Genomic DNA, 15,990 nt, shown 5'->3' on the forward strand with positions numbered 1-15,990 from the left:
GGGAGAAGGTGCCGGCAGGCGGATGAGGGGGCTCCGGGCGCAGGCGTCGCCGCCGCTGTTTCTCTGCCGAGCCGCCAATCAATAGGCCTTCGCGTCTTCCGTTGTGCCGTGTGGCCCCCTCATCCGCCCTTCGGGCACCTTCTCCCCGCTGGAGCGAAGAGGGAGACAGCCGCCCCCCCAGGCGGATTGGGGCTCCCGGCGCAGACCTGTCTACCCGACACCCCCGCAAGGCCCCTCGCCCAACCGCCCCCGTCAATCGCCGCGTGTCATCGGCGCCGCAAAGCCGTTGCGTCCTTCAGAATTGAATCTCGATCTGCTCGGGAGGCTCCTTGTTGAAATCGGAATATCGAATCCACCGCGGCGTCGCCTTGAACAGCACGGCCCCTCTCTCGATGAACTCCCTGGCGGACGGAAGGCTGTCGAGATACGCTTCCCGGTATTGTTCGATATCCGCGGCAGGAACCCTTTTTGCCTCGCCCTCATATTGAACGGTAATATTGTCGTTCCATCCGACGACGAAGGCGACGCCGGGACGCTCCGCGAGATTGCCGAACTTCCGCGTCGCCTCGAAAGTGCTGAACACAACCTCCAGGTTGTCGCGCACCGACCTTTCCGACTACCGCCGCATCCCCTGCCGCATCATCGCCTCCGGCGGCCCCCACAAACACGCCATCCTCAGCGCCACCCTGCGGGCCGGCCTGGCAACCGCGCTGGTGACGGACGAGGAAAGCGCGCGGGTGTTGCTGGCGGGGTGATGGGGGTGTGCGGCGGCGCCAGCTGTGCCGTGCGGCCCCCTCATCCGCCCTTCGGGCACCTTCTCCCCGCTGGGGCGAAGGGGGAGCCTGCCGCAGCCTTCACGACAAACCGGGCACCTCGATGGAGCAGGACGTCGCGACACTCCCCTTCTCCCCAGCGGGGAGAAGGTGCCGGCAGGCGGATGAGGGGGCTCCGGGCGCAGGCGTCGCCGCCGCTGTTTCTCTGCCGAGCCGCCAATCAATAGGCCTTCGCGTCTTCCGTTGTGCCGTGTGGCCCCCTCATCCGACCCTTCGGGCCACCTTCTCCCCGATGGGGCGAAGGAGGAGACCGCCGCACCCTTCACGACAAACCGGGCGCCTCGATGGAGCAGGACGTCGCGACACTCCCCTTCTCCCCGCTGGGGCGAAGGGGGAGACTGCCGCCCCCAGGCGGACGCGGGAACTCCGGGCGCAGACCTGTCTACCCGATACCACGCAAGGCCCCTCGCCCAACCGCCCCCCGTCAATCGCCGCGTGTCATCGGCGCCCCGAACCGGGCGCCGCCCCTTGCCGCGTGTTGACTCACCGCCGGTTGAACAATAACCTGCTAATTCGGTCGTTAGGCTTGTCCTCAAATGACGGATCCATCTCTCCAGCGCCGCCTTGCCGCCATCGTCGTTGCCGATGTGGTGGGCTATTCGCGCCTGATGGAGGCGGACGAGGTCGCGACGCTGGAAAACCTCCGGCAGTTGCGCGCCGGCACGATCGAGCCGGCCGTGAGGCGCCACAAGGGGCGCATCTTCAAGGTCATGGGCGACGGCTTCCTGATCGAATTCGGCAGCGCGGTGGAAGCGGTGGCGGCCCTGGAAATGCAGCGGGCGATCGCCGCCGTCGATTCTCCCGAAGACCGGCGCCTGCTCCTGCGCGTCGGCGTCAATCTCGGCGATGTCATCGACGAGGGTTCGGACGTGCTCGGCGACGGGGTCAATGTCGCCGCGCGCCTCGAAAGGCAGGCCGCGCCGGGCGGCATCTGCATTTCGGCCAGCGTTCACGGCGAGATCGTCGGCAAGATCGGCGAGCGCTTCTTCGATGCCGGCGAGCGCTACCTGAAGAACCTCAAGCGCCCGGTCCATGTCTGGCATTGGCCGGATGCGCTGGAGGGCACGTTGCCGCTGCCCGAATGCCCCTCGATCGCCGTCCTGCCCTTCACCAACATGAGCGGGGACGAGGCCGACGCGCCTTTCGTCGACGGCCTGACCGACGACCTCATCACCGACCTGTCCCGCACCGCCGGCCTGTTCGTCATCGCCCGCAATTCCGTTTACGGCTACAGGGGCAAGGCGGTCGATGTCAGGCAGGTCGCCCAGGAACTCGGCGTGCGCTACATCCTGGAGGGAAGCGCCAGGCGCGCGATGGGCCGCGTGCGCATCAATGCCCAGCTGGTCGACGCGCTTGGCGGCCGGCACTTGTGGGCCGAGCGGTTCGACAGGACGGTGGAAGACGTCTTCGGCCTGCAGGACGAGGTGAACGCCAAGATCGTCGAAGCCCTCGTCGGCCGGCTGACCGTCCCGGCGCAGCGCAATCGGCCGAAGAATTTCGAGGCCTACGACCTGTGCGTGCGCGCCCGCCAGCTGACGGAACTGTCGCCGCAAAGCGAGCGCGAGGCCTATATGCTGCTCCAGCGCGCGGTTCAGCTGGAGCCCTCCTATGCCGAGGCGCTCGGCCTGCTCGCCTATAACCGCTGGCTGGCCTGGACGCATTTCGGCGAGCCGGAAGATCCCAACCGCCTGACGGCGCTGGCGTCGGCCCGCAGGGCGGTCGAGCTCGACCCCAACGATGCCGGCTGCCGCTACGTTCTGGGCACCATTCTGGCCTACGAGCGGCGGTGGGAGGAATCGGAAGCCGCCTTCGCCGAGGCCCTGGAACTGGACCCCAACCACGCCGACACCTGGGCCGCCATGTCGGACATATCCGTGCTGGGCGGCAGGATCGCCGACGGACTGGCGCAGATCGAAAAGGCCCTGCGGCTCAACCCCTATCCGGCCTGCTGGTATCTCTGCCATCTCGGGCAGGCGCAATATGCCGCGCGCGACTACGAGGCGGCCAAGGCCACCCTGCGCAGGGAAGAGACCTATCGCACCAACTCCCGCAAATTCCTGGCCGCCACGCTGGCCCAGCTCGGCCAGGGCGAGGAAGCCCGGCGGGAAGCAGAACTGTTCCTCATCGCCCACCCTCATTTCACCATCGCCCACTGGCTAAGCTCCCAGCCGCTGCGCGACGCCTCCGTCCGCGACCATTTCGTGGACGGCTTCCGAAAGGCCGGCCTGCCGGAGACGTGAGGGCGGGTGGGGCAATGCCGAGGTGGTTCTTCGCTCTGGAGCCGCCTACACCCTGCCTGCCTTCGGAAAGCGACCGGAGGCGCTAGGCATATCGCCGCAATACGAAATCCCAGACCTGGTTCACCTTGCTCTCCCACAAGGCCTGCGGATAAGGATTTTCCGGCAGTTCGTTGAGGCGTTGCCTGATCGCGGTCCACACCGCGCCCCGCGTTTCCTGCCCGCGAACCCAGTCTATCGCGCCGGTCAGCTCGTGCAGCTTTTCCAGCAGCGATCGGGCCACCCGTTTGACCTCCTGTTCTTCCGCCTTGCTGAGCTTCGGTTCCGGCTTGACCAGCAGATCGAAGATCGCCAGCTCCTCCTGCGACAGCCCCTCGCGTGCGGCGCGCCGCTCTTCGACATCCATTTCGCGGATAAAGGCCTTCAACGCCTCGAAGAACTGTTCGGCATCGACCGAACCGGCATTGTATTCCGCCACCATTCTTTCCAGCCGTTCCACCAGGTGCTGCCGTGTGGGGTTGTCTTCTGCCAGCTTGCGCGCCTTTTCCTCTGCCCCCTCGCGCAGCCTTTCGGCAGTGACCTTCGGGCTGACGGCAAAAAGATCGGCCAGCTTGTCGAAGTCGATGCCGGACAGGTCCACGCGTCCCTCGGCAGTATCGCCTTCGACGATGGGCGTCAGGATCGCGACACCTTCCAGCTTCTCGTCGAGCAGTTCGGCGATACGAGCGGAGATTGCGGATATATCGACGGGACCAAGCCTTGCCCTCACCGCGTCGGAGAGCGTGTGGAACACGGCGACCGGCCGGAGATAGGGCGCGGCGCGCTCGTCGGGCAGCAGCGCCTTGTATGCTCTTGTGACGGCAGCCGTCAGGCGCAGGAACTCGCGGCGGCGCTCGTCGGGCGCGATCAGGATTTCAATGGCCTGGTTGATCAGCCGCAGCCGGTCGAAATCGCGAACCGCCATGATGGCGTCCGCATCAACGCCCAATGGGCGAACGAAAGCCCGCACCGATGCCAGCGCCTGTTCAAGGGTGGCGACAAGCGCTTCCTTGTCCTTGATCGGCGTCTCCTCGCCCCCGCCGCCCGCATAGATGGCGAGCGCCTTCTGCAGGTTCTGGAACACGCCGACATAATCGACGATGACGCCGGAGGTCTTGCCTTCGGCCCGGCGGTTGGCGCGGGCAATCGTCTGCATCAGCGTGTGGTTCTTCATCGGCTTGTCGAGATAGACCGTGCCGATCGTGGGCACGTCGAAGCCGGTAATCCACATCGCGCAGACGAACACCAGCCGCAGCGGATCGTTCGGGTCCTTGAATTTCGCCTCAAGGTCTTCCCGCTGCATGCGCTCGCGGTGCGGCAGGATGTCGAGGCCCTTCTTGCGCAGATCGTCGATTTCATTCTGGCTCTGGCTGACGACCACGGCCATATCGACTTCGCGCAACCACATCAGCCGTTCGGCAATCGCCGCGCCTTCCGCCTCATGGGCGGTTCTCAGGCGCTCCTCATCCTGCGCGATCAGGCGGGCAATGGCGGCCTTGACCCTGTCATGCATGGCAACGGCGGTTGCCTTGTCGATGGCGACGAACATCGCCTTGCCGCGATAGCCGCGCATGGCGAAATGCAGCGCCACGTCCTCGGCCACCTTGTCCAGCCTGTCTGGCGCGGTGATGAGCGTATATTGGCGGGCGAACTGCTGGCTGAGCTTCCGTTCCTGCTCCTCGTCCAGCATCGCCTCGTCGAGCAGCGAGTCCAGCTCTTCGCGCAATTCATCGGCATTGAGCTGCAACTCCGGCTTTCTCGCCTCGTAGAACAGCGGGACCGTCGCCCCGTCGCGCACGGACTGGGCGAAATCATAGATGGAGACGTAATCGCCGAACACCTCGCGGGTGCGGCTTTCCTCGCCCTGGATCAGCGGCGTGCCGGTAAAGCCGATGAAGGACGCATTGGGCAGCGCCGCGCGCATATTGGCGGCGAGCTGGTCATACTGGCTGCGATGGGCCTCGTCGGTCATCACGATGATATCGGACCGTTCGGACAAGATCGGCATGGGTTCGCGGTCGGCCGTGCTGAACTTCTGGATCAGCGTGAACACATAACGTTCGTTGCCCGCCAGAAGCTCTTTCAGATGGGCGCGGCTTCCTGCCTGCGCCTGGTCGATATCCTTGGTGAGCGCCCCGGCGGATGCGAACTGGCCGGCGATCTGGTCGTCCAACTCCGTCCGGTCGGTGATGACGACGAACGTATAGTTCCCGCCCAGCCGGCGCAGCACCTTTTCGGCGAACATCACCATGGACAGGCTCTTGCCCGATCCCTGCGTGTGCCAGAATACGCCGAGCCGGCCCTGATTGCGCTCGATATGGCGCACGGCATCGATGGCGCGATTGACCCCCAGCACCTGATGATATTTGCCGACCACCTTGCGCAGGCCGCCGCGCGCTTCATCGAAGAGCACGAAATTCTCGATCAGGTCGAGAAAACGGGCGGGCTCGCACGTCGCGCGCAACAGGGTTTCAAGGCTCGGATCGTCGGGCTGGTCTTCTTCCAGCCGCTTCCACGGCGCGAAAACGTCGTAGGGCGCATGGCTGGCCCCCATCACCGCTTCCAGCCCGTTCGACAGGATCACGAAGCCGTTGGCCGGGAAGAGCTGCGGGATGGCGTCGCGATAATCGCGCAGATTGGCGTCATAGGCATCCGCGAGTGGGCGGGTAGGGTTTTTCCATTCCGCCAGCAGCAGCGGCAGGCCATTGACGAAACCGATCGTGTCCGGCCGGCGGTGGTGCAGCACGCCGTGGATCCACATCTGGCTGGCGACCAGAAAATCGTTGGCGGCTATATCCCGCCAGTCGATCACCCGCACCAGGAGATCGTCGAACCTGCCGTCATCACGCCGCACCTGCACCGGCACGCCGTTACGGATCAGAGCCAGCACTTCGCGGTTGGCCGCGACCGGCAGCATGGCCGAACGGTCGCGGGTGAGCTCCACCTCGGCCTGTGTCAGGGCTTCGTCCGGCAGGTTCGGGTTCAGCTTGCGCAGCGCCGCTTTCAGGCGCGCCGGCAAGAACGCCTGCTGAAAGCTCGTGCGTCCCGTGGGATTGTCAGGCCCCGGCACTTCCCCGTACAGGTCGACATGCTGCCAGCCAAGCTTCTGCAAAAGGGCAAGGGCCGGCCTCTCGACGCCGTCATCCTCGGGCACAACAAAACCGACGAGTGACGGGACCATGTCAGGCTGCCTTTTCCAGTTCGCGTTCGGCTTGGGCGACAGAAAGCTGGCCGGAGATCAGGCGCGGGAGTAGGAGATCGCGGGAGGCGGCGAGAAGGGAGTTTTGCCGTTCGACAACACTTCTTAGCTCCCAAAGGGGTGCTGCCATGCAGTCAAATAACTCAGAAATTCCCGCGGGCGGCAGCGCCACTCTTGCAGCTGCAACCTTTTCTTTGCTGATATTCTGCTGGGCAGCACCTTGACCAACGGAAATGAACCATTCCTTCAAGTGGGCAAGCGTATGGAAGAGCTGCCATCGTCGCATTCGGACGCCATCCGGCACGAGTCCCAGAGCCGCCTGATTACTGGAGCATTCCACCGCAGCAATACCGAGTGCACCGATCGTGGCACCATACAAGGCAATGAAGACCGTCCCCACCGGAAACACTCGAACTTTGTTAGTATCAACTGCGATTTTTGACACGCGCTCGTTCGCCGAGAAGAGGAAGCCGTTATTTAGCTCTCCAGTGGTGAACCATTCCAACACTCCGTCTTCCCAATATGTGCGCTCCTTTCTGGAGGGTGTTGAACCCGATTTGATAATCTTACTGACTTCTCCAATCGTTCCCCAGGTCCATCCCTTCGGCAGCGGGCCGTCGGGAGTGTCGAGGATCGGCACCTCTTCATGACCAGGGAAACGGAAGCGGACGAACCATTCCTCGAACAGCCCCCGCGCCATCTCTTCCAGTAGAGTGATCTGCCGCCGGTTGACCTCGATCAGATCGTCATAGGCACTGAGAATAGAGACGATGCGCTGCTGGATGGACAGAGGCGGGATTAGCACCGGTAGCGACTTCAGGATACCAAGATTGATGCCCGGAACGGCCGAACCGATTGCCCTATCTTGAACATAGCGAACGCTGTCGGGCGCAGCGAAGAAGTAGAAAGCGAAAAGAGGATCGAGCACCTCCCGATCCACTCTTAGCTTAAGCTGTTTGTTGGAAATTATATAGCGGTCGAAAGGGCCGTCTTTCGGAATCAAGCCGACCTGACCGATAGTGCCCCAGCAAGTGAACACAAGATCTCCTGCGCAGACTGTCTGCGCAGAGAACTTCCCTGCGGTCTCTTCGCTGACGAACACAAAATCGCGGGCGACGAATCGCTCAAGGCCGATTGTTAGGTTCGAGCCCCTTATCACCGGGACTCCGCTAGTCGTGAAAAACTTGGAACTGATGGAAGAGCCGAATGGACCCGCTACGCAGGCGTGCCGCTCGCTGGATTTGACTTCATCGACAGTCGATACTCTCCAATCAGGGGGGGCATTGTCAATCAATGGGTGCCCAGTTGCGCTCATAAGTCCAACACCTCAGCCACATTCGCTGCAATCACACCCTGCAATCGGGCGGCCTCGACGTTCAGACCCTCCAGCTCCTCCTGCAAAGCCTCCAGCCGCTCGCGGAAATCTTCATCCTCCACCTGCTCGCCCGGCGCGACGCCGACATAGCGACCGGGGTTCAGGCTCCAGTCCTGCGCGGCGATTTCTGCACGCGTGGCGACCTTGCACAGGCCAAGCACATCCTTGTACGCATCGCCCCCGAAGATCTCGCCCATCTTCGCGCCGCTGCCTGCTTCCAGTTCCGTCTCCTCGCCGCGCCAAAGCCGCACGATATTGCCGATGAACTCGATCTGATCCGGCGTGAAATCGCGCTGGGCGCGGTTGACCTGACGGAAGATGTGCCGCGCGTCGATGAACAGCACCTCGTCCGCCCGCTTGCCTTTCCTCTTGCCCTTGTCGAGGAACCACAGCGTCACCGGCAGGGTGACGGTGAAAAACATGTTGGGCGAGGTGCTGACGATCACGTCCACCGCACCGGTTTCGATAAGCTTGCGGCGCATCTCGCGCTCCGATCCGCCCGCATCGGATGCGGAATTGGCCATGACGAAGCCCGCGCGCCCCTTCTCGTTGAGCGCGGCGGCAAACAGGCCGATCCACAGATAGTTCGCGTTGTTGACCGTGGGCACGCCGAGCGAGAAACGCGCCTCGACATGGCCTGCCTCGGTCACCAGCCGGGAGCGATCGACCTCCGACTGGTTGAACGGCGGATTCGCCATCACGAAATCGAACTTGCCGACCATCGCGTGCGGGTCTTCATAGTAGCTGTTGGCAACGCGCACATCACCGGACACCCCGTGAACCGCAAGATTGAGACGGCAGAGCTTCTGCGTGTCCTCCATCTTCTCGGCCCCGTAGATGCTGATCTCGCGGCTCGGGTTCTTGTGATGCCGTTTCACGAACTCGGCGGAATGCACGAACATGCCGCCGGAGCCGCAGGCCGGATCGAATATCTTGCCGTGATAGGGCTCGATCACCTCGACGATCAGTTTGACGATGGACGATGGCGTGAAATACTCCCCGCCTTTCTGCATGAAGGCCGAGGCGAACTCGCCCATGAAATATTCGAAGATCAGGCCATAGGCATCGCCTTCGATCTTGAGCGGAGACAGCAGCCGCAGCACTTCCCGCAAAACGCTGTTGGGCAGCGCGCCGTAACCTCGCGGCAGGACGCCGGCGAGATCGGGATTGTGTTCGGTGATGGCCTCCATCGCCGTATTCAGCGCCTCGGCGAGGTTTTCCGTTTCCGGCAGACCCAGCAGGTAGGAAAAGCGGGCATGATCGGGCAGGAATACCGCGCCGTGTCCGTGATAATCCTGCGGCGTCGGCTTCAGGCGGCCCGTGAAGGTTTTGGACAGTTCGGCGTGAACGAGATCGAACCGGGCCTCCATCTGCCGCAGCGCGATCAGCGCAAGGACCGGCTGAGCGTATTGGTCGGGACGCAGCGCCGTGTTGGTCCAGAGTTGTTCGGCGGTTTTGAATAGGCGCCGCGAAAGGTCCTGAAGATCAACTGACAACGTTATGTACCTAGACGTGTATCCGAATATCGAACGTGTACTTATTATGATTTAAAAACCGGTGTCGACCGAAATTTTCGCACCGCAGCCATATGAGTGGCGCAGCGATCCGAAATGCCTCGTCGGCGGGGCAGCGCGGAGCTCCTCGAAATGCGGGCGAACCAGCAATCCGCCCCCCTCGCCCAGCCCGCCCCGCCTACCCCCCGTCAATCGCCTCGCCGATGCGCACGATCGCCTGCTGGTAGACGCCGGCGGCGTTCCAGCCGGCGATGGCGGGGATGTTGGCCTGGTAGCCGGCGCCGGGTTGCCAGCCGTGGGCGCGCAGGAAATTGGCCGTCGAGATCAGCGCGACCGTCTTGTCGCGCATGTTGCGGTTGCCGACGCCGTAGGCCAGCACGTTTGCGGGCAGGAAGCCGGTCTGGCCGATCTCGCCGTGCATGGCGCCGACCGAGCCGGGGCTGAGCGCGCCCATATCCACCAGCCGCAGCGCGGCGATGGCATGGGGGGCGAAGAATTGCGGGCGGCGGCAGTCGTAGGCGAGCGTGAGGATGGCCGAGACGGTGTTCTGGCTGCCCATCGCGGCGCCGAAGCCGGTCTCCATGCCCCAGATGGCGAGCAGCACCCCGGCCGGCACGCCGTAGCTGCGCTCGATGCCGGCAAAGAGCGCGGCGTTCGCCGCCTTGAGCGAGCGGCCCCTGGAAATGATCGAGGCTGCGCCGCGCCGGCGCATGAAATCCTCCACCGAGCCGCCAAAAGCCCGGTTGAGCGCGCGGTCGGCGCGGATCGTGCCTGCGGCGTAATCTGCCCCGGCAAGGGCGGCAAGCCCCCTGGCGCGCACGCCGGCGGCCCTTGCCGTCCCGGCAAATTCCGCCTTCCACGCTTCGAACCCGGCGGCACTCGTACCGCACGAGGCCGCCTGGGCATGGCCGGCAAGAAGACAGAGCGCCAGCGCGCCCGCCGCGGCAAGCACCCGTTTTCCGGCAAGCAATCCCATGTCGCCCTCCCGCTCGGCCCGATCGATCGCGCTTCCCTGGGCGCAGGCCGCAACGCCTGCCCGCGCGAGAAAAATCCGATCCCGCCTATATTAGCGGTTGTGCAAAATAAAACCAGCCGTGGCACCTTGGCGCGCGCGCCTCACGGGCCGGCACCGGGCGCATCGGCGGCCGGCGTCCGTGCTCCGGCCGGCGCGGCACCGGGCGCACGCCCGGCCTGCCCTGCCGCCTTGAAGACGGCGCGGCCTGCCCTACCTCACCAGACTGCCCGGCTGCGGCTTTCAGGAGGTGAAGGCCGCCGCCCGAGCGCCGCCGCCTTTCGTCATTTCGGGCGGGCGGGTCGGGCGGGCGGGCGGGCGCGGGATTTCCACGAACGACAGGAGGATGCAATGGTGTCGCGTAACATGACCGCGCTGCTGGCTATGCTGGCGCTGGCCGGGTGGCAGAACCGGGATCGGCTGAGCGAAATGCTGGGCAAGATCGCCGGCCCGACGCCGGGCGATCCTTCCGTGCGGCCGGGCGGCGGCGCAAGCCCCGATCCGACAGGCGCGGCAACGGCCGGCGGCGGCGGGCTTGGCGATCTGCTCGGCGGAATCTTCGGCTCGGGCAGCAGCGGCAGGGGCGTTTCCGGCGGGCTCAGCGAGCTGATCGACAGCTTTGCCAGGGCCGGCAAGGGCGAGGTCGCCGATTCCTGGGTCCAGACCGGCCCCAACAAGGACGTTGCCGAACCGCAGCTCGCCGACGCGCTTGGCGCCGATACGCTGGACGAACTCGCCCAGCAGACGGGCTTGTCGAAAGACGAGCTGCTCTCCCGCCTCAAGGCCGTGCTGCCGACCGCCGTCGACAAGCTGACCCCGCAGGGCCGCCTGCCGACCGCGGAGGAAGCCTCGCGCTGGTAGGCAGGCGCGCCGGCTCAGCCGTCAGCGAACCGGCCTGTCCGTGCGTGGGTGAACAGCGCCGGCGGCGAAACCGGGCTGCCGGGGCGACCGGCAGCCGCTGCCTCCCCTTTACGCTCCCTTTACCGGCCAGCCCCTTCGAGGGCCGCCGGCGCTTCCCCCGCCCGGCCCTCGGCCGGAACGACCGCCCTGCCCGTCAGCGCGTAGCGGCGAAGCGCCAGAACCGGCTTTTCGATGAAGTGCCAGGAAAGTGCGGCCACGCCGAGCACCGCGATATCCGTCACCAGCGTCAGAAGCATGACGCCGGCAACGCTGCCGACGAAGACCGACGGCGCCAGGTAAATCGCCAGCTGGATGAACGGCACGTGGTAGAGATAGACGCCGTAGGAATAATCGCCGCCGCGGAAAATCCTCGGCAGCGGCAGGCGCGACAGCCGGCATAAATGGTGATGTAGGTAAGGGCCGGGATCAGCACCAGCCGGTTGCCGACGCTTGCGGTCGCCCGCGTGTCGAGCAGGACCATGGCGGCGAGCGCAATGGCGATGCAGATGCATAAAAGCCCCCGGCTCATGGGGATCCGCCCGCGCTGCTGATAGGCGACGACGCCGCACAGGAAGGCCGTGATCAGCTGGGCGCCGCGGCTGACGAACAGCGTCTGCAGCCGCGTGTCGTCCGGCAGGCCATCCGCGGCGTCGATCGGCAGGACCTGCTCCACCGCAAGGCCGGTCACAAAGAAGGCCGCAAGCAGAAGCAGGCTGATGCCCGAGCGGCGCACGGCGCCGGTGGCGATCATCGCCGACATGATGATGTAGCAGTTGATTTCCCAGGGGATCGTCCAGAGCGCGCCGTTGACCTGCACGGTCGGGTTTCCGGTGAAGACGCCGGGAAGCGTCAGCTGTATCCGGCCGACGATATTGAGCATATAGGCAAAGAAGCCCGGATCGGTGAAATAATCGGCAAGCGGCAGGCTGGTGACGGCCGGGCCGATGATGAAGGCGCAGATGAGTATATCGACGGCGAGCGCCGGAAGGATGCGCAGCCCGCGGTTGAGCAGGAAGTCCTGCAGGCTGAGGCGCTGGGCGCTGGCGGTGATGAGAAAGCCGCTGAGCGCGAAAAACATCGGCACAAGGCTATATTCGAAAAACCACAGAACAGGGCCGGTGCCCGCCGCCCAGAAGCCGTCGGCCGTGATGACGTGGTAGAAAACGATGGTCAGCGCCAGCGCAAGGCGCAGGAAATCGAAACCCGGACCAAGGCCCCGATAGCCTGCCAGCACCTCGCCAAAACTCTTCATATCCCCTCCGCGAACCATGCCCTGCCCCTTCGCCTGCCGCATGAAACGCAACCACGGCTGGAAGAAGGCCGCATCCGGAGGCAACTTAGAGGAAAGATTTCAACGAAAGATTAGCGCCGAGCGGGAGGAATACAGCCGGTGCGGTATATTTTCGGACAGTTCGCCTCGCTTCCGGCTGTGCCGCCAGATCGGTCATCGTGGCGCTCGCATGAAACGGGCATATTCAATCCCGATGTTTCGCGACTGATGCGTGGGCGCTGTTCAGGCGCTTTTCGGCCTTGTCGTCCGATGCGGCCTTCAACAGCGTCTCCCAATCGTCCGGAGGGTTGCCGCCGTCGAGCATATGCTTGAACGTCGCATATGCATCCGACTTCGATCCGTAGGTTCTCAAACTGTTTTCGTCGTTCACCCAGGCGAAAATAATCACCTTGGCCCGACTGCTGTAGCGGAAGAAAAGACGAAATCGCGCCGCGCCGAATTTCGCTCGAAACCAATGGCGCCGATCGGTTCCGAGCGTCTTGCCCTGAACATAGGCAGTCGAAGCCGGGTCGCGGGGGATCTTTTCAAACATCAGTTCCAAGAGTGCGGCCAGCAGTTTGGCGTTGGCGCTCTGCTGGTAGCGCTCGGGGTCCTTGAGCTTCAGCGCATCGACCGCCGCAGTGAGCCTTTCCAGCTGGTCGAGCAGAAGCGGGTGAGCACGTACAGTCCAGCCGTTGACGACGGGCATGGGTCAGATATTCACATCGCCCAGGATGGGTTCGTCCGGATCGACATGCATGCCCTTGGTCAGTTCAGCCATCCGCTCGACCAAAGCCTGCGGAAACTCCCGGATACGGTCCGGATGCTGCCGCATATCGTCGGCGAGGAAACCCAGGAAGCTGTCGATCACAGGGTCGTCGTCAGCCTCGCCCAACACCTTTTCGATGGAGACATGCCTGTTCTCGTCGACATAGAACGCAACCCGTCCGCCGTAACCGAGACCGAGCGCTTCGCGCACCGGTTTGGGAATGGTCACCTGGCCTTTCTCGGTGATCGTGCTGATCTTTTTCAACAGGGCGGGCATCCGACCCTCCTTCGGAGTCTCTTCAATCGGCCCCAAAAGTAAGGAATTCCGCTTACTTCGTCAATGCCGGAGTCGCGACCCGACTGCGAACCTTTTCGCGCGCAAACCCTCCGCCCGCCCGCAAGAAAACTCACCCCGGCACATAGGTCAGCCGGTCGGATGCAGGTAGATCCGGTAGGCATCGATCAGCCCGCGCCCGGCAAGGCTTGCGGCCAGCACCGGCCCGCCGAGGCCGATCTCGCCGTCCAGCCGCTCCTTCAGCCCGCCTATCGCCGCCTCGACCCCTTCGCCGATGAGGCTGGCGTTGGGGCCGACCGATGTGAGTGTGCGCGAGACGACCCATTTCGGCTGGGCCCGCCAGGCCTCGGCGAAATCGCGTTCGGCCGCGCCCCATTCCGGCCGGTCCTCGTCCCAGTAGCGCATGATCTCGTAGAGGCGCCGGCCGTAGATGCTGCCCGCAAGGCCGCGCACGCTCTCGATGAAATGGGCAAACAGCGCCGGGCTCGGCCCGAACGCATCATGATCGACATAACCGTCGAGCGACTGGTTCATTCCAAACACGAGCCTTGCCATGCCTCTTCCTCCTCGGCCGGATGCTTCGGCGCGGTTGCGATTGCATTTTGCAATCGGCTGCAGGATAGGCCAACCGCTTTCATTTCGCAATCGGTTTATCGGAGGAGATACCGATGGGCGGCAAAGCAATTCCAGCAAAAGTGTGAAACGGTTTTGCGTCCGGAATTGCGCCAAAACAAAGCAATTCCAGCAAAAGTGTGCAGCGGTTTTGCGTCCGGAATTGCGCAAGAACAAAAACCAGGGCATGTCAGGCGATCCGGTCCTCGCCGGACATGCCCTAAATATCGGACATCCGCAGCTCGATCAGCTCGCGCGCCAGCTCGTAGGTCCCGTCCACGTCGTCGCCGGAGGCCTCCTCGATCATTTCGAGGGCGGCGCGATAGACCTCCCGCTCCTCCTCGGGCGAAAGCAGGCCCTTGTTGCCGAGCGTGGCGATCAGCGAATTGAGGACGGCGGCCGCCGACAGCGTAATTGCCTCGGATGTGAGGCGGGCGGACTCTGGAGACATGTTTATCCCTCGATCGATAGAACAACGCCTGAACAATACGTTGGGCCTGCAACAAGTTCCAAGTCGAAGCCCGCCGGCGGATCGGCTTTATCTTATCGCGGCGGCATTGGCTCTGCTACCCCTGATGATACAGCCAATTGGGGTGAGGCTTAGCGGTAGATTTTATCTTGGCGAAGGGGCGATTCCGGCCACCTTGAGGGGGAGATTCGCCTGTTTGCAACTTGGCCTGCATGGGAATGGGACAGTGTTGCGGGCGGATTTTCCGGGCGGCGGCGCCAGGCCCGTCTTCCCGCGTCGGGTCGGTTGATGCTGTGCCGTGGGATATCGCTCCAAGCGGCTGATGTTGTGCCGTGGGGCAGCGCTCAATCCTGCGAAGGCCAAAACACGCCGCCACCCCCAGCATTTGAGGGGTCGCGAGCCGAAAGACCCGCGAAAACACCCCTCAAACCCCTTATAACCCTTTGATCCTGAATAAGAATCTCGTTTAGTGTAGCAAAAACGGCCAAAAATCGGGCTAAGTCATTGATTCTGAATAAGTGATCCACAAAGCCCCCAAAATACGCATAAAGAAATTCAAACAGGACGAAAGCGCCGAAAAACGAAAAAAAATATAAAAGTTTTTTGCCCTTCCAGCGTCACTTATTCAGAATCAAGCACTTAGCCCCGTTTTGCCTGCATGGTGGCAGCACCCGGCCTTTTGCGGGCTCAGTGGCGGTGGCCGCGGGGGCGGAACCAGGGGAAGGAGAAGGTGCTGCGCGGGGCCTCGGCGGGCTCGCGGCGGAAGGCGTCGCGGATGTGCTGGGTGTAGTACCAGCCGGGCGACGGCGCGGAAACCAGGTTGATGACGACGGCCGGCGGCACGTCGAAATAGCGGCGGCGGCCCTTCAGGCGGTGCTCGACCACGAGGATGCGGCTGACGGGATCGTAGGCGATTTCCCGGATGAGCCGCGAGGCCAGCTCCATGCGCACCATGCGCGGGCGGGCGGCGGCCTGCGCGGGCGGCTGCGGCGCCGCTTGCGGTGCGGGCGAAGGTGTCGGTGCAGGCGAAGGTGTCGGCGAAGGCGCGGCGTCCGGCGGGGCGGGGCGGCCGGTTCCGGCGCCGCCGTCTCCTCCCCCCTGGCCGCCGCGCTGCGGGCTCATTGCCGGCCTGCGCCTTCGGCTTCCAGCGGGCGGTTCAGGGGCTCGATCTGGGATTCGTAGAAGCCGAGCTTGTCCTCGGCGATGCGCAGGCCGACAATATGGCCCTCGATGACGCCGAGATGGGTGTGTTTGCTGCCGTCGGAAAATTCCACGACCAGCCGCGGCGGCTCCTCGCTATAGCCGATCCTGCTGATTTCCCGGTCCCGGCGTGTCTTTTCGGCGATCCCGATAACAGTCTTGAGTTTTTCCAGCATCAGCGGGCTCCTCTATTCTCATAAATTCCTGGCAGATCCGCCGCCTTGGGCAACGAATAGTTTTCAATTCGGTTAAATTTTCTGGTTAAAA

The 15,990-nt window shown here is 63.8% G+C and carries 15 protein-coding genes and 1 pseudogene; 3 read left to right on the forward strand and 13 right to left on the reverse strand.

Translation table 11 applies throughout. The annotated features are described in order from the left end of the window. Positions 1 to 295: 295 nt before the first annotated feature. Positions 296 to 604, reverse strand: coding sequence for a pyridoxamine 5'-phosphate oxidase family protein (locus ACFPWW_RS11895; protein WP_377311786.1), 309 nt, complete (start codon positions 602 to 604; stop codon positions 296 to 298). On the opposite strand from ACFPWW_RS11895, the gene ACFPWW_RS11900 reads away from it, so the two are divergent. Both ACFPWW_RS11900 and ACFPWW_RS11905 read left to right on the forward strand, forming a co-directional pair. Then, positions 594 to 755 carry a sugar-binding domain-containing protein gene (locus ACFPWW_RS11900; RefSeq protein ID WP_377311787.1) on the forward strand — a complete coding sequence of 54 codons (162 nt, stop codon included), beginning with the start codon at positions 594 to 596 and terminating at the stop codon, positions 753 to 755. The two genes, ACFPWW_RS11895 and ACFPWW_RS11900, sit on opposite strands and share 11 nt — an antisense overlap. A 614-nt stretch (positions 756 to 1,369) precedes the next feature. Further along, positions 1,370 to 3,073: an adenylate/guanylate cyclase domain-containing protein gene (locus tag ACFPWW_RS11905; RefSeq protein ID WP_377311788.1), complete on the forward strand. Its 1,704-nt coding sequence runs from the start codon at positions 1,370 to 1,372 to the stop codon at positions 3,071 to 3,073. An 82-nt stretch (positions 3,074 to 3,155) separates the two neighbouring features. On the opposite strand, the gene ACFPWW_RS11910 is transcribed toward ACFPWW_RS11905, so the two are convergent. The 4 genes from ACFPWW_RS11910 to ACFPWW_RS11925 all read right to left on the reverse strand — a co-directional run bounded on the left by ACFPWW_RS11910 (position 3,156) and on the right by ACFPWW_RS11925 (position 10,173). Further along, the gene (locus tag ACFPWW_RS11910; protein ID WP_377311790.1) at positions 3,156 to 6,290 is read right to left on the reverse strand and encodes a type I restriction endonuclease subunit R; all 3,135 of its coding nucleotides are present in this window, start codon (positions 6,288 to 6,290) and stop codon (positions 3,156 to 3,158) included. Between the two features lies 1 nt (position 6,291). Then, positions 6,292 to 7,623, reverse strand: a complete 1,332-nt coding sequence (locus tag ACFPWW_RS11915; RefSeq protein WP_377311791.1) for a restriction endonuclease subunit S — start codon at positions 7,621 to 7,623, stop codon at positions 6,292 to 6,294. After that, the gene (locus ACFPWW_RS11920; protein ID WP_377311792.1) at positions 7,620 to 9,179 is read right to left on the reverse strand and encodes a type I restriction-modification system subunit M; all 1,560 of its coding nucleotides are present in this window, start codon (positions 9,177 to 9,179) and stop codon (positions 7,620 to 7,622) included. Before ACFPWW_RS11920 ends, ACFPWW_RS11915 begins: the two co-directional genes overlap by 4 nt. 196 nt (positions 9,180 to 9,375) lie before the next feature. Further along, positions 9,376 to 10,173, reverse strand: coding sequence for a lytic murein transglycosylase (locus ACFPWW_RS11925; RefSeq protein WP_112759487.1), 798 nt, complete (start codon positions 10,171 to 10,173; stop codon positions 9,376 to 9,378). Between the two features lie 387 nt (positions 10,174 to 10,560). On the opposite strand from ACFPWW_RS11925, the gene ACFPWW_RS11930 reads away from it, so the two are divergent. Continuing rightward, positions 10,561 to 11,070, forward strand: a complete 510-nt coding sequence (locus tag ACFPWW_RS11930) for a YidB family protein (protein WP_377311794.1) — start codon at positions 10,561 to 10,563, stop codon at positions 11,068 to 11,070. 119 nt (positions 11,071 to 11,189) lie between these two features. Here the strand turns inward: ACFPWW_RS11930 and ACFPWW_RS11935 are convergent, their stop codons facing one another. The 8 genes and pseudogenes from ACFPWW_RS11935 to ACFPWW_RS11970 form a co-directional block, all read right to left on the reverse strand. Continuing rightward, positions 11,190 to 11,366 carry a hypothetical protein gene (locus ACFPWW_RS11935; protein ID WP_377311795.1) on the reverse strand — a complete coding sequence of 59 codons (177 nt, stop codon included), beginning with the start codon at positions 11,364 to 11,366 and terminating at the stop codon, positions 11,190 to 11,192. Beyond that, positions 11,357 to 12,361, reverse strand: coding sequence for an acyltransferase family protein (locus tag ACFPWW_RS11940; protein ID WP_377311796.1), 1,005 nt, complete (start codon positions 12,359 to 12,361; stop codon positions 11,357 to 11,359). The genes ACFPWW_RS11935 and ACFPWW_RS11940 overlap by 10 nt, the downstream gene beginning before the upstream one ends. 223 nt (positions 12,362 to 12,584) lie before the next feature. Then, a complete protein-coding gene (locus tag ACFPWW_RS11945) occupies positions 12,585 to 13,088 on the reverse strand; it encodes a type II toxin-antitoxin system YhaV family toxin (protein ID WP_377311798.1) in 504 nt (167 codons plus the stop codon). Between the two features lie 3 nt (positions 13,089 to 13,091). Then, entirely contained in the window at positions 13,092 to 13,424 is a 333-nt protein-coding gene (locus ACFPWW_RS11950; protein ID WP_377311799.1) for a type II toxin-antitoxin system PrlF family antitoxin, read from the reverse strand. Positions 13,425 to 13,580: 156 nt separating this feature from the next. After that, a pseudogene (locus ACFPWW_RS11955) lies at positions 13,581 to 13,997 on the reverse strand (dihydrofolate reductase family protein); the annotation flags it as partial. 277 nt (positions 13,998 to 14,274) lie between these two features. Beyond that, positions 14,275 to 14,505 carry a hypothetical protein gene (locus ACFPWW_RS11960; RefSeq protein ID WP_112572787.1) on the reverse strand — a complete coding sequence of 77 codons (231 nt, stop codon included), beginning with the start codon at positions 14,503 to 14,505 and terminating at the stop codon, positions 14,275 to 14,277. 705 nt (positions 14,506 to 15,210) lie between these two features. Further along, positions 15,211 to 15,645, reverse strand: a complete 435-nt coding sequence (locus ACFPWW_RS11965) for a KTSC domain-containing protein (protein WP_377311800.1) — start codon at positions 15,643 to 15,645, stop codon at positions 15,211 to 15,213. Beyond that, the gene (locus ACFPWW_RS11970) at positions 15,642 to 15,899 is read right to left on the reverse strand and encodes a KTSC domain-containing protein (protein ID WP_113414652.1); all 258 of its coding nucleotides are present in this window, start codon (positions 15,897 to 15,899) and stop codon (positions 15,642 to 15,644) included. Before ACFPWW_RS11970 ends, ACFPWW_RS11965 begins: the two co-directional genes overlap by 4 nt. Positions 15,900 to 15,990: the final 91 nt, after the last annotated feature.

This window comes from Rhizobium sp. GCM10022189 (assembly GCF_042656325.1).
GTDB lineage: Bacteria > Pseudomonadota > Alphaproteobacteria > Rhizobiales > Rhizobiaceae > Rhizobium.

Excerpts from the sequence above, each read along its gene's own strand:
- ACFPWW_RS11960 (WP_112572787.1), bottom strand. The coding sequence starts at position 14,505 with ATGTCTCCAGAGTCCGCCCGCCTCACATCCGAGGCAATTACGCTGTCG.
- ACFPWW_RS11970 (WP_113414652.1), bottom strand. The coding sequence starts at position 15,899 with ATGCTGGAAAAACTCAAGACTGTTATCGGGATCGCCGAAAAGACACGC.
- ACFPWW_RS11940 (WP_377311796.1), bottom strand. The coding sequence starts at position 12,361 with ATGAAGAGTTTTGGCGAGGTGCTGGCAGGCTATCGGGGCCTTGGTCCG.
- ACFPWW_RS11935 (WP_377311795.1), bottom strand. The coding sequence starts at position 11,366 with ATGCTTCTGACGCTGGTGACGGATATCGCGGTGCTCGGCGTGGCCGCA.
- ACFPWW_RS11945 (WP_377311798.1), bottom strand. The coding sequence starts at position 13,088 with ATGCCCGTCGTCAACGGCTGGACTGTACGTGCTCACCCGCTTCTGCTC.
- ACFPWW_RS11910 (WP_377311790.1), bottom strand. The coding sequence starts at position 6,290 with ATGGTCCCGTCACTCGTCGGTTTTGTTGTGCCCGAGGATGACGGCGTC.
- ACFPWW_RS11925 (WP_112759487.1), bottom strand. The coding sequence starts at position 10,173 with ATGGGATTGCTTGCCGGAAAACGGGTGCTTGCCGCGGCGGGCGCGCTG.
- ACFPWW_RS11965 (WP_377311800.1), bottom strand. The coding sequence starts at position 15,645 with ATGAGCCCGCAGCGCGGCGGCCAGGGGGGAGGAGACGGCGGCGCCGGA.
- ACFPWW_RS11930 (WP_377311794.1), top strand. The coding sequence starts at position 10,561 with ATGGTGTCGCGTAACATGACCGCGCTGCTGGCTATGCTGGCGCTGGCC.
- ACFPWW_RS11915 (WP_377311791.1), bottom strand. The coding sequence starts at position 7,623 with ATGAGCGCAACTGGGCACCCATTGATTGACAATGCCCCCCCTGATTGG.
- ACFPWW_RS11905 (WP_377311788.1), top strand. The coding sequence starts at position 1,370 with ATGACGGATCCATCTCTCCAGCGCCGCCTTGCCGCCATCGTCGTTGCC.
- ACFPWW_RS11950 (WP_377311799.1), bottom strand. The coding sequence starts at position 13,424 with ATGCCCGCCCTGTTGAAAAAGATCAGCACGATCACCGAGAAAGGCCAG.